Raw genomic sequence first — 21,198 nt, forward strand, 5'->3', positions numbered from 1 at the left:
CGCTCTATTGCTAGACGAGGCTTTCACGCGTCAGGACGCACTCTATTGAATCGTGACCTGATATTGATCGGTATGCCGGACAGTGTTGACCCCGTCGCTGCCCGCCGTCGTGATGGTAAATGTTTGTGTTCCAAGGGGAGTGCCGGGGTCCGTCGTCGATCCCGAACCTGAACCTGAGTTGCTGCCATTCTTGCCGGCCCCGCAGCCGATGTTGGCTGTGATGGCGACGGCCGCAAGCAACAGCAGGAGCTTCGATAGAGCAGTCCGCCGCCGAGGCGCTACAAACCAGAACAAGGCGGCAAGTGCCGAGCCTCCAAACAGATTCCAATCGCTACTCAGGCGCCCACTGCTCGCGGTCTGTGTGGTCGCTGCCGTGGTTGTAATCTGCAACGTCGTGCTTCCGCCTCCCGTCAGCGTAACCGGATTGAAGGAGCAGGTGGTCTCCGAGTTTGGAGGGGGGGTGCAGCCGAAGGTCACCGTGCCGTTGAACCCGCCCACCATGCCAAGCAGAATTACTGCCTTGCCTGTCTGGCCAGCCTTTAGCGTCAGCGTTTGGGGGACCTTCGTAAGCGTGAAGTCGGCAATCGTCATTGGCAGCGTGGAAGAGGTGGCGGTATTGAAGTTGGCGTCGCCCCCGTAGATCGCATAAATGCTATGCGTACCAGCCAGCAACCCAGTCGAGGTAAAGATCGCAATGGATTGGTTTGGTCCATTCGGTATAACGGCAGTCGCTGTACCAAGCTGAATCACCGAGCCATTGAAGGTGTCGTAGAACACCACATTGCCGGTTGGCCCAACTGCGTTGGTCGCAGTGGTGAATACCGTCGCCGTAAGGATGAGGTTGACGCCTGCAAGGCTGGTTCCGGTCGATGTATTGGATGTCAGCGTCAGCGTTGAAGGCAGCAGGATCGGCTGCACCGCCTGCGGGGACGACGTGCTGGTGTTCCAGTTGGCGTCGCCGCTGTACTTGGCAACGATGCTGTGCTGCACATTGCCAGAGAGAGCCTGACTTGTGCTGGCCTGGTTGGTTGCCACCGGAGCCGTCGCTATCAACTTGCCATTGTCATAAAACGAGACATTGCCGGAGAAGTTATAGGTCAGCTTCCCATTGCCATTGTTATTGATAATGGCGGTTAATGTTACCGGCTGCCCGGCCTGCGGTGCGGATGGCGTCAGGCTTAGCGTCGTATTCGTATTGCCTTTAGCCGTTGTGAACGTTAGATTTTTGGGCGCCTGGCATTGAAAATCCTGGTTGCCGGCACACGTCACCTGAACGGTATAAGCATTGGTCTGCGGAGGCGGCGCATCGATGTTGATGTTTGCCGTGGCCGTATTCCCTCCAGGATTCGGCGAGAGTGTCGCCGTATAAACAGCCCCGGTAATTCCCTGTACCTGTGCGGAGACCGTTCCTGTCGGCGAGGCGCCTGCATTCGGCAAGGACACCGTCGCGGTGATCGTCGCCGTGCTGCCATAGGGTACGTTCTGCTGCGGCGATATCACCGCTGTCAGCGTTGCATTCACAATCGTCACAGTAATGACGACATTGCTGGTGCTCGCACTCCCCGCATAGCTCGAGTCACCCGAATAGGTAGCTGTCACCGAGTACGTACCGACATCCAGCGTGCTGACGGTAAAGGTAGCCTTGCCATTGCTCAGCTGCGACGAGCCGATTGTGCCCTGCGCGCTGGTAAACGTCACCGTGCCTGTCGGATTGGCCGTAGCATACGACGCGGGCGTAATCGTTGCCGTCAGCGTGATAGGGGTTCCGTAACCTGGGGTGTAATTATCGGCCACAAGCGCCGTTGTCGTGCTGATCGCTCCTGTTGCCCGTGGAAAGACCTTGACCAGCGTCTTCAAATTGACCGTGCCCAAACCGGTCGATTGCTCCCAGGTTCCGCTTGCCCCGTCTGCCTGCGAGTAGAGATCGGGGGTTGAGGCCAGGGAATACAACGTCGCGTTGACGTTTCCCTGCCGGCCATCGCTCTGCTGAACGATCTCCGTCATCGCATTGGCAAAATCGTCAACTGAACTTGTCGTCAAGTCTGGAGAGTGACGAAGAGCATCCTTCGGCAGTCCCGGTGCAGCTTGCCACGATGGGCGAGGATCCGCAGGGACAACAGCAGCATTGAGAGGAGCGGTCACAACAGCCGTCGCATCCGCAAGATTCCCCGTCTGCGTCTGGACCGATTGATCGCATGCATTCGACGTAATGACGGTGATGCCCTGCGCGCTGGCCTGACGGAAGATGACGCGATACGCCTCGAACTCCGCCGCGCTCTGTGAGCCCGTGCACTCGCTCGTCGTGACCGTGATGATCGGTGCCGTGTTGGCGTCGACAGCGGAAGCGACAGCGTCTATTGGATCGGTTGCATCGCTCGACAAAACCGTCTTGAGGCCGGCGGCAGAGATAGCCATCACCTTCGTCTTCGACGATGCCGGAAGATTGTCCAGCCCTGATATCTCTGCCACCGTGGATGCTACTGCGAGAGGCATCGAAGGAAGCGCCGGGCTGGCGTAGCGCTGACTGCCGCCAACCGCATAGTTGCGCAGCGAAACAGTAAACGCGCGCTGCACCTGGTCGGCCGTTCCTGAAACCGAAATTCTCGTTCTTGCAGGAGAGATGCTATCGACAGAAAGCCCCTGCGCCTGGAGCCACGCAGTCGTCGCCGAAAGCTGCTCGTCGCTTGCACCATAGCTGGCGGCAAACTGCTGCGGTGTAATCCAGTGGTGGTACGACGGCGACCCCACCGTGGTCTGGCTGGCCAGCAGTTGATCCAGCGCCGCGGCACGGTCGGCGGCGGGCGCAAGACGAAGCGTAAGCCTCATTGGCAGCGATACAGGAGTCGCACCGACATCCACTGTCTCCAGCGTCTGGTCAACCGTCGAAATGGTACGGGCCGCAACCTGCCGCCGCTGCCCCTGCACCATCGGTGCAAGCAAGCCAGACAGCAGCATTGCCGTCGAAACAGACAAGGTAAATACGCGGACTCTGCGGCAGAAATAGGGACGTGTAACCATAGGCCTTCCGCACGATGGTTACAAACGTGCATACAAAACACAATGCAAAATGACCGCCAGAGGGGGTAATCGAACTGGTGCTTTTGTGGGATGCCGGGCGCACCTCTTCGCAAGCGATAATGGCCGTTACAGCGAATACTTTCCTGCACCGATCACATGCTGTGCGACCTGCCTTCGCAGAGCGATCGTATCCGCTGGATCGTGCTTTGCAAGCCTGCGCAGAATGGCCAGCTGGGTTCGCAGCATATCTCCCTCAGCAACCGCTGCAATAATCCGGCGCGCCGAAAGCTCTATCTTCTCCATCGCTACAGACGCATAAATGCGCGCCATCGCTACAGCAATGGCCGATGTGCCCTTCGTGGACATTTTCTCCGCACGAAGAATCGCTGACTCCATCGCGAACACCTCGATGATCATATCGGCAATGGCCGCCATCACCTCCTCCTGCTCGGCAAGCTGCTGCATATACTTCTGGGTTGCCGACCCTGCGGCGAACAGGCTGAGCTTCTTCGCGCTCGCAAGCAGAGCGTACTCCTCCGCGAGCACCCCCTCGCGGTCTTCTTTCGCGACGGGTCCGGCCATCACTTCATCCATCAGTTGCTTGATCGCCGACATCAGAGCGAGCTTCCCACTGATAGCCGACTTCATCAGCCATCCGGTGATGATCAGACGATTGATCTCGTTGGTCCCCTCAAAGATGCGATTGATGCGCGAATCGCGATAGGCACGCTCCGCAGAATACTCTTCGACATAGCCATAGCCTGCATAGATCTGCAGCACGTCGTCCACAACGAGGTCGAGCATCTCCGAAGCCCACACCTTTACGATCGAGCACTCAACCGCATACTCTTCAATCGCCTTCTGGATTGCGCTGGTGTCGTGCTTATCCACTGTTGCCAGCGCGGCATCAATCAACCCAACCGTGCGATAGCTCAGGGCCTCGCCCACAAACACGCCCATCGCGCAGTCAGCAATCTTCTCCTGAATCAACCCGAACTCCGAGATCGTCTTACCAAAGGCCTTTCTCTCCTTCGCATACTGAATGCCACGCCCCAGACACACCCGCGCCGCGCCCACGGCGGCATTGCCCAGCTTGTACCGCCCGACATTCAGAATGTTGAACGCGATGTGATGCCCCTTGCCCACCTCGCCCAGCAGATTCGACGCCGGAATCTTGCAGTCCGCCAGAATCAGCGGACAGGTCGAGCTGCCGCGAATCCCCAGCTTATGCTCCTCCTTGCCCACGGTGAAACCAGGCGTGCCACGCTCCACAAGAAACGCAGTCAACCGCTCTTTGCCAACATCCTGTCCGTCCTTCACCTCGCACTTGGCAAAGATGGTAAAGACGTCGGCAAAGCCCGCATTCGTGATCCACATCTTCTCGCCGTTCAGCGTATACGTTTGTCCATCGTCTGATAGAACTGCACGCGCACGCGCATTGAGGGCATCTGAACCCGACGTCGACTCCGAGAGTGCATAAGCGCCAATGAACTCACCACTAGCCAGTTTGGGCAGATACTTCTTCTTCTGCTCCTCAGTGCCATACCAGACAATCGGCAGCGTTCCAATTCCTACATGCGCTGAGAATGAGACAGAAAAGCTGCCCTGCTTCGCGATGTTGTCCGCGATGATGGCCGACGTCACCTTATCCATCTCCAGGCCGCCATACTCCTCGGGAATATCGACCGAAGTCAGGCCAAGGTCGCTGGCCTGTTTGATCAGCTTGCGAGTAACGGCGTAGTCCTTCGCCTCAATCGCATCCGAGACCGGCACAATCTCATTCAGCGCAAACTCGCTCGTCGTCTGCGCGATCTGGCGCTGCTCCTCCGTAAAATCTTCAGGAAAGAAGCAGTCCGCAGGAGCCGCGTTCGAAATAAGAAAACTTCCGCCAGGGATGATCTTCTTGTCGGTAGCAGTGGGAGCAGTCATTGTGGACATGGCGTTACCTCAATGTGGCGCAGTTGGATGAGTTTGAATATCGCGATGACGGCTGACATAAATCCTGGAAAAACGAAGAAAATGTCTATTCCAGTCCATCGGAATGTGTCGGACCGGCTCCAGATCGGCATATGGTCATAAACGTAACCGCATGGGAGAAAAAGTGAGCTCAGAATAGTGATGACGACAAAGCTTCTTTGATGAGACGAATGTTTGAGTACTCCAATCACAAGTCCCACAGATGAAAGAGTGAAAAACACGGTTTCCACGGAGATGGCTTGCATCGGACCGGGAGCCAGCAATCTGAGTACAGAAAGGAAGAGATGCCACCCGGTCATCATCAGGCTTTCGGCTAGAACAAAACCGAGAACCAGTCCGTATATTGCACTCCCGCGACCTGTTAGCAGATTCATCGTTCAATCCACAGCCTCAAATATCCCAGCAGCCCCCATCCCACCGCCCACACACATCGTCACCATGCCGTACTTCGCCTTCCGCCGAGACATCTCGCGCATCAGCGTCGCCGTTAGCTTCGCCCCCGTGCATCCCAGCGGATGCCCCAAAGCGATCGCGCCGCCGTTCACATTCAGCTTCGCCGGATCGATCCCCAGCACCTTCACCACCGCCAGCGACTGCGCCGCAAAGGCCTCGTTCAGCTCGATCACATCAATCTGATCGAGCGTGAGCCCTGCGAGCTTCAGCGCCTTCGGAATCGCATGGATAGGACCGATGCCCATCTCCTCCGGATCGCACCCCGCATAGGCGAACGCAATGAACCTGGCCATCGGCTTCACCCCAAGCTGCGCCGCGCGCTCCGCCGACATCACCACCGCAGCCGCCGCGCCATCCGAGGTCTGCGACGAGTTCCCCGCCGTCACTGTTCCCTTCGCATGAAACACCGGCTTCAGCTTGGCCAGCGCCTCCAACGAAGTATCCGCCCGCGGCCCCTCATCCACCTTGAAAACCGTCTCCACCGGCTTCAGCCTTCCCTTTCCATCGGCAGCGTTCGTGGTCACCGTCACGGGCACGATCTCATCGTCAAACCTGCCAGCCTTGATCGCCGCTAGCGCCTTCTGATGGCTCTGGTACGAAAACTCATCCATCGCCTCGCGCGCAATCCCGTAGTGCTTCGCCACCCGTTCCGCCGTAAGCCCCATCGACATGTACGACCCCGGGTAGTTCTCCACCAGCCACGGATTCACCGAGACCTTGTTCCCGCCGAACGGCACATACGACATGCTCTCCGTACCGCCCGCAACAATCACATCAGCACCACCGCCGCGAATTCTCTCCGCCGCCAGCGCAATCGACTGCAACCCCGAAGCACAATACCGATTGATCGTCATCGCCGAAGCCGTCACCGGCAGGCCTGCGCGAAAGCTGGCTACGCGCGCGACATTCATTCCCTGCTCCGCCTCCGGCATCGCGCAGCCAAGAATGACATCCTCAATCTCAGAACGATCAAGCTGCGGAATTCGCTCCAGCGCACCTGTGATTGCAGTCGCAGCCAGGTCATCCGGTCGCGTCGTCTTCAACATCCCACGCGGAGCCTTCCCTACCGCCGTCCGAACCGCCGATGCAATCACCACGTCTCTCATAACAGTTTCCTTCCCGCTAGTTCCTCAGCGGCTTGCCCGTCTTCAACGTAAAGGCGATGCGCTCCTGCGTCTTCTTCTCGCCACACAGCGAGAGGAACGCCTCGCGCTCGAGGTCCAGCAGATATTGCTCGCTCACCGAAGTCCCCGGCGCAACGCGGCCTCCCGCGAGTACGTGCGCCACATGGTTTGCCACCTTCACGTCGTGGTCCGAGATGTACCCGCCCTCGCGCATCGTCCACACGGCGAGCTTCAACGTGGCGAGCACCGATTCTCCCGGCGCCGAAATCTCCGTTCGCGGCGCGGGCGCGCTGTAACCCGCGTCGGCAAGCGCGCGTGCGCGGAGTTTCGCGTCGATCAACAGGCGGTCGCGGTTCGCCGTGATGTTGTCGGAGGCGCGAAGAAAGCCCAGCCCGCGCGCCTCTGCCGCGCTGGTCGACACCGTGGCCTTCGCAATCGTCTCGAAGTTCTTCTTCACTGCCTCGAAGATCTCAATGCCTTCACCACGCGCGTCAGGGCGTATGCTCGTGCCCGCCTCCACCGACCGCAGCAGCATCTCCTTGCAACCACCGCCGCCCGGAATCAACCCCACACCCGTCTCCACCAGCCCCATATACAGCTCGGCATGTGGTTGACGGGCCGTAGCATGGAGGCTGATCTCCACGCCGCCGCCCAGACACATTCCATAAGGCGCGACGACAACAGGCCGCGGACAGAACTTGATCGCCTGCGTCATGCCCTGGAACGCGCGCACCATCAGGTCGATCTCGTCCCACTCCTCCTCCTGCACCGAGAGCAGTAACTGCATCAGGTTCGCGCCAACGGAGAAGTTGCCGGAGTCGCCAGTAATAACAAACGCCTCGAAGTTCGCCACCTGCTCACTGGACGGCTTCAAAGTCTGCGTGATCAGCGAGACGATGTCACCCCCCAGCGCATTCATCTTCGAGTGCAGCTCAATTGCCGCCACCCCATCGCCCAGGTCAACGACTGACGCGCCCGGATTCTTCTTCACCACGCCACGCGCCTTCTTCACAATCACAAGCGAGCCCGTACCCTCAGCCGCAGGCACCGGCTTATAGCTCGCCGAGAACGGATCAAAATAAGCTCTCCCGCTCGCGACCGAAGTATCGTCCTTGTACCAGGACGGCTCCTCGCCATGCTCGTCGGCCCACTTCAGCAGCCGCTCAACATTCGCCGCAATCGGCGCACCCGCCGCGCGCATCTTCTCCGTCGTGGCCTTCACACCCACAGCATCGAAGATCTCAAATGGCCCAAGCTCCCAGTTGAAGCCCGTCCGCATCGCCGTATCCACCTCGACGATGTTCGCCGCCGGCTCACCCGCCTTATCCGACACGCGGTGCGCCGCATACATGAACAACTCCGTCAGCAGCGGCCAGTAGAACGCCGCCGCCTTGTCTCTCTTCACATCGCCGTGTAACAGTTGCGCCACCCGCGCGCCTGTCGCCTCCACATTCTTCGCCATCTCCAGCGCCGGAAACTTCGGCCGTTCCGCCAGCTTGTACTCCAGCGCCTTCCAGTCGAGCGCCAGCCGGATATCGCGCCCCTCGGTGTCCTTGCCTTCCTTCTTATAGAAACCCTGCCCAACCTTATCGCCGATCCACTTCTTCTCTAACATCGTGCCAATGAACGCCGGCAGCTTCACATCCGTGCGCTCATCGCCAATCGCCGCGGCCTTCGCCTCGAAGTTCCTTGCCACATGCGCCAGTACATCCACACCCACCAGATCGCCCAGCCGGAACGTCCCCGTCTTCGGCCACCCCAGCGCCGACCCCGTTAGGGCGTCCACTTCTTCGATCGTCAGCCCCTGCTCCTGCATCAGCCGAATCGCGTTACCCATCGAGAACGTGCCAACCCTGTTCGCGATAAAGTTCGGCGTGTCGCGCGACCGCACGATCGCCTTGCCCAGCCGCTGATCGCAGAAGTGCGCAATCGTTGCGACAGCTTCTTCGTTCGTCTCCTCCAGCGGAATAATCTCCAGCAGCCGCATATACCGCGGCGGATTGAAGAAGTGCGTTCCGAAGAACAGCGGCTTCACTTCGGTTGGCAGCGCTTCCGCAAGGCTGGCGATCGGCAGGCCGCTGGTGTTCGAAGTCATGATGGCGTCCGCGCGGCGATGCGGCAGGACCTTCGCATACAGAGCGTGCTTGATCTCAAGATTTTCGGCCACCGCCTCCACGATCCAGTCGCAGTCCGCGGTTAGCGCCATGTCGTCGTCGAAGTTTCCAGGCGTAATCAGGCGTGCGGAATCGTCTACATAAAATGCAGCGGGCTTCGCCGTCTTCAGTCCATCGATCGCCGACCGCGCGATGCTGCTTCGTTGCTGCTTCGACGCTCCCGCCTCAAGCCCGGGCGGCACGATGTCGAGCAGAACAACCGGCAACCCGGCATTGGCAATATGCGCGGCAATCCGCGACCCCATCGTTCCCGCACCAAGCACTGCTACCTTACGAATCGTACGTTTGGCCCCAGTGATCCCGCTGTTCGACATTCTCTCCGCTCGCTCCCGTCGCAAACCAGCTTCCAATGCGGATGAAGAATACTGAATGACTATTCAGCACGTCAAGAACCGCTGATTGCCAACTCGTAAGCTGCCGGTTATCTGCAACTTTCCTCCTTGTACAGTTGAAGCCGTATCATGCAGACCATATGAGTGCCGAGATCAGGAACCACACCGCACAATTACTCTCGCGGAGAGAGTTTTGCACATGGGGTGGCGGAGCCGTTGCCAGCCTCCTTACGCGCAGTCTTTGGGCCGCTCCCGCAAAGGGAGGCTACCTGCTCGTCGCCTCCACCGACCGCGAACGCATCATGAAGGCGGCGGACGGCTATCTCTCCGCCGCCCCCCTCACCGTGACCGCATCGCACAGCGAACGCAGCCCTGGCAGCCCGCACGACTACTACTCCGAGGGCGACTACTGGTGGCCCGATCCAAAGAACCCCGGCGGCCCCTACATCCGCCGCGACGGCGAGTCCAACCCCGCGAACTTCAACGGGCATCGCGAGGCCATGGTCCGTCTCAGTCTCATCGTGCCCGCGCTCACCGCCGCGTGGCTGCTTACGCGCCAGAAGAAGTACTCCGACCATGCAGACCATCACCTTCGCGCGTGGTTCGTCGACTCCGCCACGAAGATGAACCCGAACCTCGAACATGCGCAGGCGATCTTCGGTGTCAACAAGGGCCGCGGCATCGGCATCATCGACACGCTGCATCTGGTCGAAGTTGCGCGCGCCGCAACGCTGCTGGGCAACGCCAGCGCGCTCAAGACCAGCGGCGAGGTCCGGCGCTGGTTCGCCGAATACCTGGAATGGATGCGCACCTCAAAGAACGGCCAGGAGGAGCGCGGCGCGAAGAACAACCACGGCACCTGCTGGGTGCTCCAGGCCGCGGAGTTTGCCCGCTTCACCGGCAACGATGATGTCGTCGCATGGTGCCGCGACCGCTTCCGCACCACACTGGTCCCCAGCCAGATCGCCCCCGACGGCAGCCTTCCGCTGGAACTGGCCCGCACCAAACCCTACAGCTACTCCCTCTTCGACATGGACGTGCTCTGCTGCCTTGCGCAAAGCGCGTCCACACCGCAAGAAGATCTCTGGGCCTTCGCCACACCCGATGGGCGAAGCCTCAGGAAGATGATGGAATTCATGGTTCCGTTCATCGACGACAAGAGCAAGTGGCCCTTCGAGCACGACGTCGAACATTGGGATGACTTCCCCGTTCGCAATCCTGCGCTTCTCTTCGCGGGTATCGCCTACGATCAACCTGGCTATCTCACCGTTTGGAAAAGGCTCAATCCTGATCCAACGGTCCCTGAGGTCATTCGCAACTTCCCTGTCCGCCAGCCAATCCTCTGGGTATCATGATTCTGATTAAAGACACAAACGCGCCGTGGAGGCCTCCCACGGCGCGTTTGTATTCGTTCTAAACTACTTCTTACCGCCTGCAAGCCGGTTCATCTCATATCCCGCCATCAGGAAGCCGCCAACGCCGTACACATGGCTCGACGAAGGCTTGAACTTTCCTGGCTGCGCATCCACCGGCTGAATCGAACCCAGGCGTCCGTCGGCATAAACATGCTTCAGCATCCCAGCCCATGACTTCTCCACGACCGGAAGATACGTCTTACGATCGAGAATGTGCTCATTGATGCCGTATGCGATGGCATAGGTAAAGAACGCCGAGCCCGAAACCTCCGGCAGTTCATACGCACCCGGATCGAGCAGACCGGACCGCCACAACCCGTCCTCCCCCTGGATCGACTTCACCTCTTCAGCCATCTGCTTGAACTGCTCCACGTACTTCGCACGGGTCGGATAGTTCTTCGGCATAATCTCCAATACCTTCACCAGACCGCCCAGGACCCACCCGTTGCCGCGCGACCAATATAGGTTCTTCCCGTTGGCCTGCTTCTGCGTCAAATAACGTTCGTCGCGGAAGTAGAGATGGTCCGTCTGGTTGTAAAGTGTCGCGGACGTAAGCCACCACTCGTGGTCCATATAGTCGAGATACTTTTTGTCGCCCGTGGCGGCATACATGCGCGCAAGCACAGGAGGGGCCATGTAAAGCGCATCGCACCACCACCACACCAGCTTTTTGGGGTCGTCCGGACGGATTACCAGACGATCCATAATCTCCTTCGTGTTCGCCATGCGTACCGGTTTGCGCGCTCCCTTCGGATCACCCAGGTAGAGGTCCATGTACGCCTTGCCCATCGCCTCATCGTCAGCATGCGGAAAGCGGTAATCGAGCAGCTCCCACTTCTCCTGCTCGGAGAACTTCAGCACGGCATCGCGAAATGCCGGGTCTCCCGTTGCCTTCGAGGCTGCAAGCAAACCGTCGTACATGGCAGCATACGTCCACAGCCGATTGAACGTCGGCTCGGCAACCTTCACCTGCCACGCCGCCACTTTTTTGACAACGTGCTGAATTGCCGCTGGCTTCAGCTCCGCCGAAATATCGGTCGCCAGTGGGCCTGGATCGTCCGGTGCGTCACCCGAAGCCTTCGAATCAGGCACAGGCTTACTCGCCGCCGCGGAGGAAGCCTGCGCTGCGGCCATAGTGACCGATCCAACAAGCAGCCCTAAAGCAAGCATGCCAGCAACTCCGGTTCGATAGATGCCGCTCCATGGTTTATGGCGGACAAAGGGCTTCAGATTGAGATCAGTAGGGTTCATTTCTAGATAGTTCCTTTCAGTTCAGGCAAGACCCTGGTTCATGACAAGAGCGACTGCGCTGCGCAGTCGCGCGGTATTGCCCTCAAACGAAGGCCGCAACCTTGGAGCCTTCGAAAAGGCATTCTGTTTCAACTCCGCTTCAATCTTCGGGCCAAAGACATGCCAGGCAGCCGTAATGTCGCCGACGATAACAATCTCGCTCGGGGCCAGCGCCGAGGCGATCATGCGCAGACCGCGTCCCAGAAACACGGACATCTTCTCGAGCGCCTTCACCGCATCCGGATCTTCGGCCTGCGCCAGCTTCACCAGCGCCGCAAAGCTTGCCGGCGCGCGCCTGCCGCTCATCTCCTGGTAGTAACGCAGCCCTGCCCTGTTTGAAGCGACCGTCTCCCAGCAGCCGTGCCCGCCGCAACCACACAGAAGCCCGTCTCGCTCCATCTCGATATGGCCGAACTCGCCCGCCATGCCATTGGAACCGCGGAGCAGGCGCCCGTTCGAAAAAATACCTGTACCGATACCTTCGGAGACGTTAACCACCACAAGGTCCTGCAAGCCGTCGCTGTCCCCAAACCACACCTCCGAGAGCGCACAGGCATTGGCCACGTTATCCATCTCCACGCGTAGCCCGGTCGAACGATGAATCTTAGACTTAATGCTCTGCACCGGCCAATTCAGGTTTGGCGCGAAGATCGGCTTTTCCAGTTGCGGATCGGCGCGTCCAGGCAGGCTGATTCCAACCCCATCGAACGACTTGTCCGAATGGTTCGCGATCAGCTTGTGGATCGCGGCAACGATCGAGGCAATCGCTTTCTTCGGATCAATCGGAAGCGCAACAACGTTCTGCGCCACAATTTTGCCGCCCAGGTCTGTAACTGCGACGGTCGTTTGAGACGGATGAATATCCAGAGCAATAACAGCGCGTTGCTGATTCAACTCCAGAAAAGTCGGGTGCCTTCCGCGCGGCAATCTTCCCGTCGATCCGTCCAGTACCCATCGTTCCTTGATCAGGTCCTCGACGATCAGCGAAATCGTGCTGCGCTGCAAACCCGAAATACGGGCCAAGTCGGCGCGCGAGATTGGCTGGCGCGTCCGGATTAGATTGAAGACAAGGTTCCGGTTGATCTGCCGCGGAGTCTTGTTCGACGCGCTGAGCTTTCGCGTAAAGGTAAAAGCATGTGTGGGAGGAGTTGGCATTCTAACTTTCTTACGGGTCTCGGACAAGGAACTACTGTTGTTGGAACTTTTTACACTATCGCCCGCATCTCAATCCAGTGCGCCGTCCGATAAGCGACTGAGTTACCCGCTTACATTCAAAGGCGTTTTGTACGCTCTATGAACTATCTTTGTCAAAACAAATTCATAGATTGACGACAACCTCAATTTCTCATTCGCTAGACCGGTCGACTGCGTATGTTGCTCTAACAATTAGCTAATTGCACTCCGTTAGCCACCAGCCACTCGCTCAAATTGAGCAAAATCTGCCTCGCCGGCGCAGCCCACAAAAGGGTTGTTTCGAGATAACCCTTCCTCGGGGATTGACAATTGTTTTATCAGCGGACTATCTTTCACTCCGTTTCCAAACTTTTTAAATCTTTACGAATAGTCCATAGACAAACGTTTGATTTAGAACATTTATTCCTCTGGAGGCAGTAGAGACGATGCGCATTTCTTCCCTATCCCTTACTCTGGCCCGATTGCTTGCAATAGCCATATTCGTATTTCCTGGCATTGCCGCGCGGGCACAGCTCAGCACGGCCACGATGTTCGGCGTCATCACCGACTCCACCGGGGCCGTTGTGCCCGGCGCCACTGTCACCCTCACCCAGACCGACACCAACTTCACTCGTGTCTCCACGACAAAAGCCGACGGCTCTTACCGTGAAGAATTCCTGCCCATAGGTCCATACAGGGTCTCGGTGTCAGCACCCGGATTCAAGTCGCTCCAGCGCACCGGCGTCGTGCTCTCCGTGATGCAGAATGCCTCGCTCGACCTTTCCCTTGAAATTGGCGGGGCCGAGCAGACGATCGACGTAACAGCCGATGTCCCGCTCGTCAATACTGGCAACTCCGCCCTTGGACAGACAGTCTCCAACGTTGAAATCGATAATCTCCCCCTGGTCAACCGCAACGTCGATCGCCTTCTGCAACTTGTACCCGGCATACAGAAGGTCGACACCATCAATAGCCTTGGCTACCAGGAGATCAAGGTTCTGGCCAACGGCTCAACCGATGGCTTTGTCGGACAGGTCTCCTACTACCTCGACGGCGGCCTCAACATGACTGGCCTCCGCAACTCCGGCAATCAGGTTCCCAATCCTGACGCCATCAGCCAGTTCAATGTCGTCACCAATAACTACAGCGCACAACTCGGCCGCTACTCCTCCGCGGTTGTCAGTATCGTCTCCAAGAGCGGAACCAACAGCTTCCACGGTTCGGCCTTCGAGTTCTTCCGTGATCGTAACTTCAACGCCATTGCTCACAACTCCGGTGCCAATGCTACGAAAAATCCTTACAACCAGCATCGTTTCGGAGCTACGATCGGTGGACCGATCCGTCACGACAAGGACTTTTTCTTCGGAAGTTTCGGCGGATATCGCTTCATTCAGTACAGCGACTACAGCGGTAGCCTGCCCAGCGATGCGCAGATGCGCGGAGACTTTTCAGAGAACATGCCGACCACTGCGGAGCAGCCGAACTGCACCACGGCTCCCACGGCAGCGGCAAACACTGCGGTTCACTTTCTCGTCTGCAATCCCGTCACACGCACGCCTTATGCTGGCAATAAGTTGCCTTCGGTAGATCCCACCGCAGTCAACATCCTGACTTATCTGAAAAAAGTTCTTCCTGCGCAGCAACCCGCGCGGACCGGCGATACGCGATACACCTATCGCACCCGTGGAGCCATCCCCGAGCAGAATGAAGAATATCTGATCAAAACAGATCATCAGCTCACTTCGTCGCACCGTCTGACACTTAGCTACTTCCTGCTTAACTACAAAGTTCGCATCAATCCGCAGAGCCCGATGTTGACGCAGCTCTGGTCCTACTCGAACTACGCCAACAAGCAGCAGAATGCCAACATCAGCGACGTCTGGACCATCAGTCCACGCACGGTCAATCAGTTCTGGGTCAACTACACGCGGCAGAATGGCGGGCGCATTCCTGTGTCGGGCGATCCTACTAAGCAGACCCTCGCCGATTTCGGCTCTGATTTTGGAGTTGTCGGAACACCTTCGCTTCCCGATATCAACGTTACCGGCGTTGAAGGTTTCCGCCTCGGTCAGGCCATCACCGGACCCAAAGCAGGCGCCAATGTCTATGGCATCCGCGACGTGCTCAGTACGACGCGTGGCAAGCATACTCTCTACTTCGGTGGCGAAGCAGGCCTCGAAAAAGACTTCCAGCTCACCTCTCTGAACAACTACGGCACCTTCAACTTTTCCAGTGCCAATGCTGGAAACGCGTCTGCACGTACGACCAATGCGCTGTCAGACTTCATTGCGGGCATTCCGAACACCATGGGACAGGACACTGGCCTCTACGCCAACGCCAATTACTTCAACTACAGCGTCTTCGCCCAGGACGACTGGCGCATCCTCCCCAACCTGACCCTCAACCTCGGAGTCCGTTACGACTGGCAGCAGGCCCCTACCGACCCGCAGCGGATGCAGACCAACTTCACACCGGGCGCGCAGTCGCATGCGTTCCAGAATGTGACCATCATTGGCAAGACCGGCCCGCAACTCGCTCCCGTCGGACTGCTCTTCCCCGGCGACCCTGGTGTGCCCAAGGGCGGCGTCTTCACTCCCATGAACCACGTCTCGCCACGTCTTGGGTTTGCCTATGATCCCTTCGGAAGCGGCAGGACCGTGATCCACGGCGCAGCCGGTCTCTTCTTCGGTGGCATCTCAGGTAACCAGTGGGAGTTCCCCTCGAACTTTGCGCCTTATGCCGTACGCAACAGTTACAGCAAGGTTGTCTCCCTCACACATCCCTACACCGGCGACCCAACCGAGTTTCCGACCGGGACCAATCCGTATCCGGGCTTGAGCTTTTCGCGCGGATCCAACAGCGCTACCTTCCTGCCGATCAACCAGATCGTGGCCTTCGATCCCAACTATCGCTGGCCGTACTCCATCCAGCTCAATTTCGGCGTTCAGCAGCAGTTGACCAACAGTCTGGCCTTCAGCATCTACTATGTCGGTTCGCTCAATCGAAAGAACCCGATTTACAACGATATCAACGGGCCGCAGTTCAATATCACCGCCAACAACACCAGCGGTGCAAGCTGCACCGACCTCACCAAGCCATGCGCTTATGCCAACACCAGCGCCACGGTCAACAATCGCCGGCCGCTCAACTCGCAGTTCGGTGCTTCGGCAGCCAGCCCAATCTACAGCAATGTGTTCATCATTCGTTCTAACCAGAACTCCAACTACAACGGACTTCAGGTCACCATCGAACAGCGCATCACGCACCACATCAGCGCGCGCGGCTACTACAGTTGGAGCAAAACGTTGCAGAGCAACAATCTTGATTCCACAGGCGGACTCAACGGAACCTTCGTCGATGCCAACTACCCACAGCTTGAGTATCGCCAGCGCTCCGATCAGGACCGGCGCCACATGATGACAATGTCGTTCGTCTGGAAACCAGACTACTTCGACAAGTACAACCGTTTCGTCAAAACAGCGTTCAACGGCTGGACCGTGACCGGAATCTGGACCGCAAACAGCGGACAACCCTTTACTGTGACCACAGGCGTAGACAACTACTTCTCCGGTCTTGGAAATAACCGTCCGAGCATCATTCCCGGAAAGACTCCCAGCACCCTTCCCAATAGCTCGCGGGTTGTGGAGATGGCAAAATGGTTCGACACCTCGGTCTATTGCCGTCCTGGAGTCGATGCAGGCTGCCCCGGTGTCGGCCCTCTGGGAATGCTCGGCAACACGCGTCCTATGCAGCTTGATGTCCCTGGGTATCGCAATGTAGACGCATCACTCTTCCGTTCGTTCAATCTTCATGAGTCGCTGAAATTCCAGCTCCGCGGCGAGGTCTCCAACGTCTTCAACCTCGTCAATCTGGGCACTCCGTCGGCTGCGATGAACAGCACGACCTATGGCCAGATCAATGGCAGCGGTGGCGGTCAGCGCATCATCCAGGTCGGCGGACGAATCCTCTTCTAACGAACGCAACAACCATCCTTCTCCCGGAGTATCGAACCTCGATCCTCCGGGAGTTTCTTTTTAAGTGACAGAACGCTTCCCCTTGCCTGCGTCGAAAAGGAAAACCGGCGACCGGCTCCGGTATAGTAAGTCTTCCGGTAGTTGTTCTTTTGGAGGTAGTTCCGTGCGCGCTCGACGTGTGCTAGCAGCAACCATCACCCTCGGTCTTGCCCTGTGCGCCGCTCGCGCGCAGGACCTCGCGAGCTTCGAGAAGCGGACCCACGTCAAGGTCCTTCCCAACGGGCTGACACTCATCGTCTGCGAGCGGCCCGAGGCCCCCGTCTTCAGCTTCTACACCCTCGTCGACGCCGGCTCAGCCAACGACCCCCAGGGTGCCAGCGGCCTCGCACACATGTTCGAGCACATGGCCTTCAAGGGCTCCGAGCAGATCGGCACCACCAACTACCCCGCCGAAAAACTCGCACTCTCCAAAGTCGAAACCGCCTACGCCGCCTACGATGACGAATACCGCAAGCGCGTCGGCCAGGACCCTAAAAAGCTCGAGTCCCTGAAGAAAGCCTTCGACGACGCGCAGGATGCCGCACAGAAGTATGTCATCCCCAACCAGTTCTCCGAGATCGCCGAGCAGAACGGCGCCGTCGGCATCAACGCCTCCACCAGTGAGGACTCGACGCAGTACTTCTGGTCGATGCCGTCCAACCGCCTCGAGCTGTGGGCCTACCTCGAAAGCCAGCGGATCGCTCAGCCCGTCCAGCGCGAGTTCTACAAGGAGCGCGACGTCGTCCAGGAGGAGCGCCGCATGCGCATCGACTCCTCCCCCGTGGGCCGCATGGTCGAGCAGTTCCTCGCCACCGCCTACGTCGCACACCCCTATGGCCGCTCCGGAGTTGGCTGGGAGAGTGAGATCTCGCAGGTCTCCGCCACCGAGGCCGAGGCCTTTCACAAGAAGTACTACACGCCGTCGAACATCGTCATCGCCGTCGTCGGCGACCTCAAGGCCTCCGAGACCATGCCCGTCCTCGAGCGCTACTTCTCGAAGATCCCGCCCGGCCCCAAGCCCACGCCGATGACCACCGTCGAACCGCCGCAGTTCGCCGAAAAATCCGTCGTCATTAAAGAGGCCACGCAGCCCTTCTATATCGAGGGCTACCACCGCCCCGACTACCGCGACCCCGACGACTCCGTCTACGACGCCATCACCGACATCTTCTCCAACGGACGCACCGCGCGCCTCTACCGATCGCTCGTCCGCGACCAGAGGATCGCCGCCGCGGCCGAAGGCTTCTCCGGCTTCCCAGGTTACAAGTTCCCCGGCCTCTTCGCCTTCTACGCTGTCCCCCTCCCCGGCCACACACCCGACGAGATCCGCGACAGCATCCACAAAGAGCTCGACCGCCTCAAGACCTCCGACGTCTCCGATGAAGAGCTCGAGCGCTTCAAGACCCGCGCCCGCGCCGACCTCCTCCGCGGCCTGGCCGACAACGACGGCCTCGCCCACCAACTCGCCGAGTACCAGACCCGCTACGGCGACTGGCGACAGCTCTTCCGCGACCTCGACAAGATCAACGCCGTCAAGAAAGAAGACATCCGCCGCGTCGCCAACAAGATCTTCGTCGACTCAAACCGCACCAGCGCACGCATCGAGTTCGTCGCGCCACAAAAACCCGCACAAGCCAGCCAGGGAGGCGCGCAGTGAAGACATTCATGAATCGTTATCGGCTAGCCTTCTCCGCTGCACTCATCGCGGCAATCTTCACGCCATCCGTTTCGCTCGCGCAGGCTGCTCCTGTCGCGGCACCACCAAAGCCCGCCGCCCCGGCACAGCCGTGGAAGAAGATACCCATCCCGCCACTCCACGCCTTTAAGCCTGAGCAGCCTAAGCGCATCGAGCTTGCGAACGGTCTCGTCATCTTCCTCCAGGAAGACCACGAGCTTCCCTTCATCAACGGCTCCATCCTCATCCGCGGTGGCAGCCGCGACGAGCCCGCTAACAAGGTCGGCCTCGTCTCTATGTACGGCCAGACGTGGCGCACCAGCGGCACCACGACGATCAGCGGCGACAAGCTCGACGATCAGCTTGAACTCAAGGCCGCGCGCGTCGAAACCTCCGGAGGCTCCGCCAACACCTCCCTCCGCTGGTCCAGCTTCAAGCAGGATTTCGACTCCGTCTTCGCCTCGGCCATCGATCTCCTCCTCCACCCCGCCTTCAAGGCCGACAAGCTCGCCCTGAGCAAGCGCCAGATCGACACCGGCATCTCCCGCCGCAACGACGACGCCTCGGGCATCGCCATCCGCGAAGCCGTCAAGCTCGTCTACGGCCCCACCAGCCCATTCGCGCGCCAGCCCGAGTACGCCACCGTCGCCGCCGTCACCCTCGACGATCTCAAGGCCTGGCACGACAAGACCGTTGTCCCCAACGGCATGATCGTCGCCGTCTCCGGAGACTTCGACTCCGCCGAGATGGAGCAGAAGCTCCGCGCTGCCTTCGAGCCCATGCGGAAGGGCCAGACCATCGCGCCTGAAAAGTTCACCTTCACCGACCCCACGCCCGGCATCCGCTTCGCCAACAAGGACGACGTCAACCAGTCCAACGTACTCATCGTCGGCCTCGGCACCGAGCGTTCCAATCCTGACTACTACGCGCTCTCCGTCATGAACGAGGTCTTCTCCGGCGGCTTCGGTTCGCGCGTCGTGCAGAACGTCCGCACCAAGCTCGGCCTCGCCTACTCCGTCGATGGCAGCTTCGGAGCCTCCTACGACCACCCCGGCATCTTCTACGTCATCGCCGGGACCAAGAGTGCCTCCACCGTTGCAGCCACCAAGGCGATGCTCGACGAAGTCAACCGCCTCAAGACCGTCCCGCCATCGCCAACCGAGTTGGCCAAAGCCAAAGACCAGCTCCTGAACTCCTTCATCTTCCACTACGACTCACCCGACAAGATCCTCAACGAGCAGGTCACGCTCGCCTTCTACGGCTACCCATCAGACTTCCTCGAGAAGTACAAGACCGGCATCGAAAAGGTCACCGCCGCCGACGTCTCCCGCGTGGCGAACAAATACGTCGACCAGTCCAAACTAGGCATCGTCGTAGTAGGCAACCAACCTGAGATCAAGCCCCCGCTCTCCGAACTAGGCAAAGTCACCGACCTCGACATCACCATCCCACCACCACCCGGCAAACCCGGCCAGTAGCAGATCAATGCCATGTCATACAAATATTCGATATAGGTGAGCTTTCCTTGAATACGATCCGCTCTGTCGCTGTTGTTGTCTCCTACGTTATTGGAAGCTTGGTGGTACAACCGTCTGGTGCACAAAGCCCAGTGCAAGAAAAGATACAACTACCTTCGGGATCTTTGCCGATCGACACCGAGAAGCTAATCAACTCAATTAGAGAAAGCTACTACCATCCGGATGACCTCAGCGCTTTGGAATGTACCGTCTCTGTCGATTGGTCTGGAGTTCCGACCGGTGTCAAGACAGATGAAGCTCAGGCTCGCCTGAAGGTTCTCAACGACGTTAGAGTCCATTCCAAAGCAGCGCGTGACAAAGTTCCCGAACTGACCTTCGACTGGGGCTCTGGAACTTTCAACGCGAAGGAACAAATGGAGAGCGCCATCAAACAAATGATCAATGGCTTCTACCAAATGTATTGGCCTCTGATCGGGTCCTTTCCCCTTCAAAAACCATCAGAAGTAAAGAAGATCACCCAAGAAGCAGATGGGCTGACACTAGAATCTGTGGAAGGGAATGCCAGCATCGTTCTCAAGGCTAACAAGGATAATCTGCCCATTCGCTACAATGTTGATAGCCCCGTAATGAAAGCCGTGATGGAGCCCTCCTACAGTCCGTCGCCAAACCCAATACCGGGTGATCGCAGTCGTTTAACTGGTCTCAAGGCCACGGATCAGTTTGGGAACTCGACCATTAATCTCGTTCTCTCACTCGACTATCAATCCCTGGGAGGATTTAATATCCCGCATAAAATTACGCTTACAGTCAGCCCCACGGTCTCGATCCCGATGGAGTTCTCAAACTGTACAGTCTCGAAGATCGTGCAAGTAGCCCCACCTGTTCCCGTCACTCCAGCGACGAACTGACGCATATCGAGGACGTTGTACTCAGGTCGAAGCATGACGCTGGATGCCATTCATGCGGTTTCATCGCATGAGTGGGAGATTCGAGCGAAGCTCGAACCGCTTCTAGGTACGCCAAGCCTTCAGGCTTGGCTCTCTCAAAGCGCTGCGAAGCAGCTTACCGCTCTGCCG

11 protein-coding genes are annotated in these 21,198 nt (G+C 58.6%); 5 read left to right on the top strand and 6 right to left on the bottom strand.

Annotated elements, in window-relative coordinates:
- Positions 1–42: 42 nt before the first annotated feature.
- The 4 genes from JSS95_06590 to JSS95_06605 form a co-directional block, all read right to left on the bottom strand.
- Positions 43–3,018: an Ig-like domain repeat protein gene (locus tag JSS95_06590; GenBank protein ID MBS1799479.1), complete on the bottom strand. Its 2,976-nt coding sequence runs from the start codon at positions 3,016–3,018 to the stop codon at positions 43–45.
- A 126-nt stretch (positions 3,019–3,144) separates the two neighbouring features.
- On the bottom strand, positions 3,145–4,956 hold the full coding sequence (locus JSS95_06595; GenBank protein MBS1799480.1) for an acyl-CoA dehydrogenase family protein: 1,812 nt from the start codon (positions 4,954–4,956) through the stop codon (positions 3,145–3,147).
- A gap of 416 nt (positions 4,957–5,372) precedes the next feature.
- Positions 5,373–6,554 (bottom strand): acetyl-CoA C-acyltransferase, encoded by a 1,182-nt coding sequence (locus JSS95_06600; GenBank protein ID MBS1799481.1) that lies wholly within the window; start codon positions 6,552–6,554, stop codon positions 5,373–5,375.
- A 16-nt stretch (positions 6,555–6,570) separates the two neighbouring features.
- On the bottom strand, positions 6,571–9,060 hold the full coding sequence (locus JSS95_06605; GenBank protein ID MBS1799482.1) for an enoyl-CoA hydratase/isomerase family protein: 2,490 nt from the start codon (positions 9,058–9,060) through the stop codon (positions 6,571–6,573).
- A gap of 158 nt (positions 9,061–9,218) precedes the next feature.
- On the opposite strand from JSS95_06605, the gene JSS95_06610 reads away from it, so the two are divergent.
- Positions 9,219–10,433, top strand: coding sequence for an alginate lyase family protein (locus JSS95_06610; protein MBS1799483.1), 1,215 nt, complete (start codon positions 9,219–9,221; stop codon positions 10,431–10,433).
- A 63-nt stretch (positions 10,434–10,496) separates the two neighbouring features.
- Here JSS95_06610 and JSS95_06615 read toward each other — a convergent pair whose 3' ends face one another.
- Both JSS95_06615 and JSS95_06620 read right to left on the bottom strand, forming a co-directional pair.
- Positions 10,497–11,627, bottom strand: a complete 1,131-nt coding sequence (locus JSS95_06615) for a glycoside hydrolase family 88 protein (GenBank protein ID MBS1799484.1) — start codon at positions 11,625–11,627, stop codon at positions 10,497–10,499.
- Between the two features lie 138 nt (positions 11,628–11,765).
- Positions 11,766–12,938: an ROK family transcriptional regulator gene (locus JSS95_06620; protein MBS1799485.1), complete on the bottom strand. Its 1,173-nt coding sequence runs from the start codon at positions 12,936–12,938 to the stop codon at positions 11,766–11,768.
- Positions 12,939–13,402: 464 nt separating this feature from the next.
- On the opposite strand from JSS95_06620, the gene JSS95_06625 reads away from it, so the two are divergent.
- The 4 genes from JSS95_06625 to JSS95_06640 all read left to right on the top strand — a co-directional run bounded on the left by JSS95_06625 (position 13,403) and on the right by JSS95_06640 (position 21,030).
- A complete protein-coding gene (locus tag JSS95_06625; GenBank protein ID MBS1799486.1) occupies positions 13,403–16,930 on the top strand; it encodes a TonB-dependent receptor in 3,528 nt (1,175 codons plus the stop codon).
- 163 nt (positions 16,931–17,093) lie between these two features.
- Positions 17,094–18,626 (top strand): insulinase family protein, encoded by a 1,533-nt coding sequence (locus tag JSS95_06630; protein MBS1799487.1) that lies wholly within the window; start codon positions 17,094–17,096, stop codon positions 18,624–18,626.
- An 8-nt stretch (positions 18,627–18,634) separates the two neighbouring features.
- Complete coding sequence (locus JSS95_06635) at positions 18,635–20,122, top strand: insulinase family protein (GenBank protein MBS1799488.1); 1,488 nt, start codon at positions 18,635–18,637, stop codon at positions 20,120–20,122.
- 47 nt (positions 20,123–20,169) lie between these two features.
- Entirely contained in the window at positions 20,170–21,030 is an 861-nt protein-coding gene (locus tag JSS95_06640; GenBank protein MBS1799489.1) for a hypothetical protein, read from the top strand.
- Positions 21,031–21,198: the final 168 nt, after the last annotated feature.

Source organism: Acidobacteriota bacterium, from assembly GCA_018268895.1.
Taxonomy (GTDB): domain Bacteria; phylum Acidobacteriota; class Terriglobia; order Terriglobales; family Acidobacteriaceae; genus Edaphobacter.

Coding starts and splice junctions, on each gene's coding strand:
- JSS95_06590 (MBS1799479.1), bottom strand. CDS start 3,018: ATGGTTACACGTCCCTATTTCTGCCGCAGAGTCCGCGTATTTACCTTG.
- JSS95_06595 (MBS1799480.1), bottom strand. CDS start 4,956: ATGTCCACAATGACTGCTCCCACTGCTACCGACAAGAAGATCATCCCT.
- JSS95_06600 (MBS1799481.1), bottom strand. CDS start 6,554: ATGAGAGACGTGGTGATTGCATCGGCGGTTCGGACGGCGGTAGGGAAG.
- JSS95_06605 (MBS1799482.1), bottom strand. CDS start 9,060: ATGTCGAACAGCGGGATCACTGGGGCCAAACGTACGATTCGTAAGGTA.
- JSS95_06610 (MBS1799483.1), top strand. CDS start 9,219: ATGAGTGCCGAGATCAGGAACCACACCGCACAATTACTCTCGCGGAGA.
- JSS95_06615 (MBS1799484.1), bottom strand. CDS start 11,627: ATGGCCGCAGCGCAGGCTTCCTCCGCGGCGGCGAGTAAGCCTGTGCCT.
- JSS95_06620 (MBS1799485.1), bottom strand. CDS start 12,938: ATGCCAACTCCTCCCACACATGCTTTTACCTTTACGCGAAAGCTCAGC.
- JSS95_06625 (MBS1799486.1), top strand. CDS start 13,403: ATGCGCATTTCTTCCCTATCCCTTACTCTGGCCCGATTGCTTGCAATA.
- JSS95_06635 (MBS1799488.1), top strand. CDS start 18,635: ATGAATCGTTATCGGCTAGCCTTCTCCGCTGCACTCATCGCGGCAATC.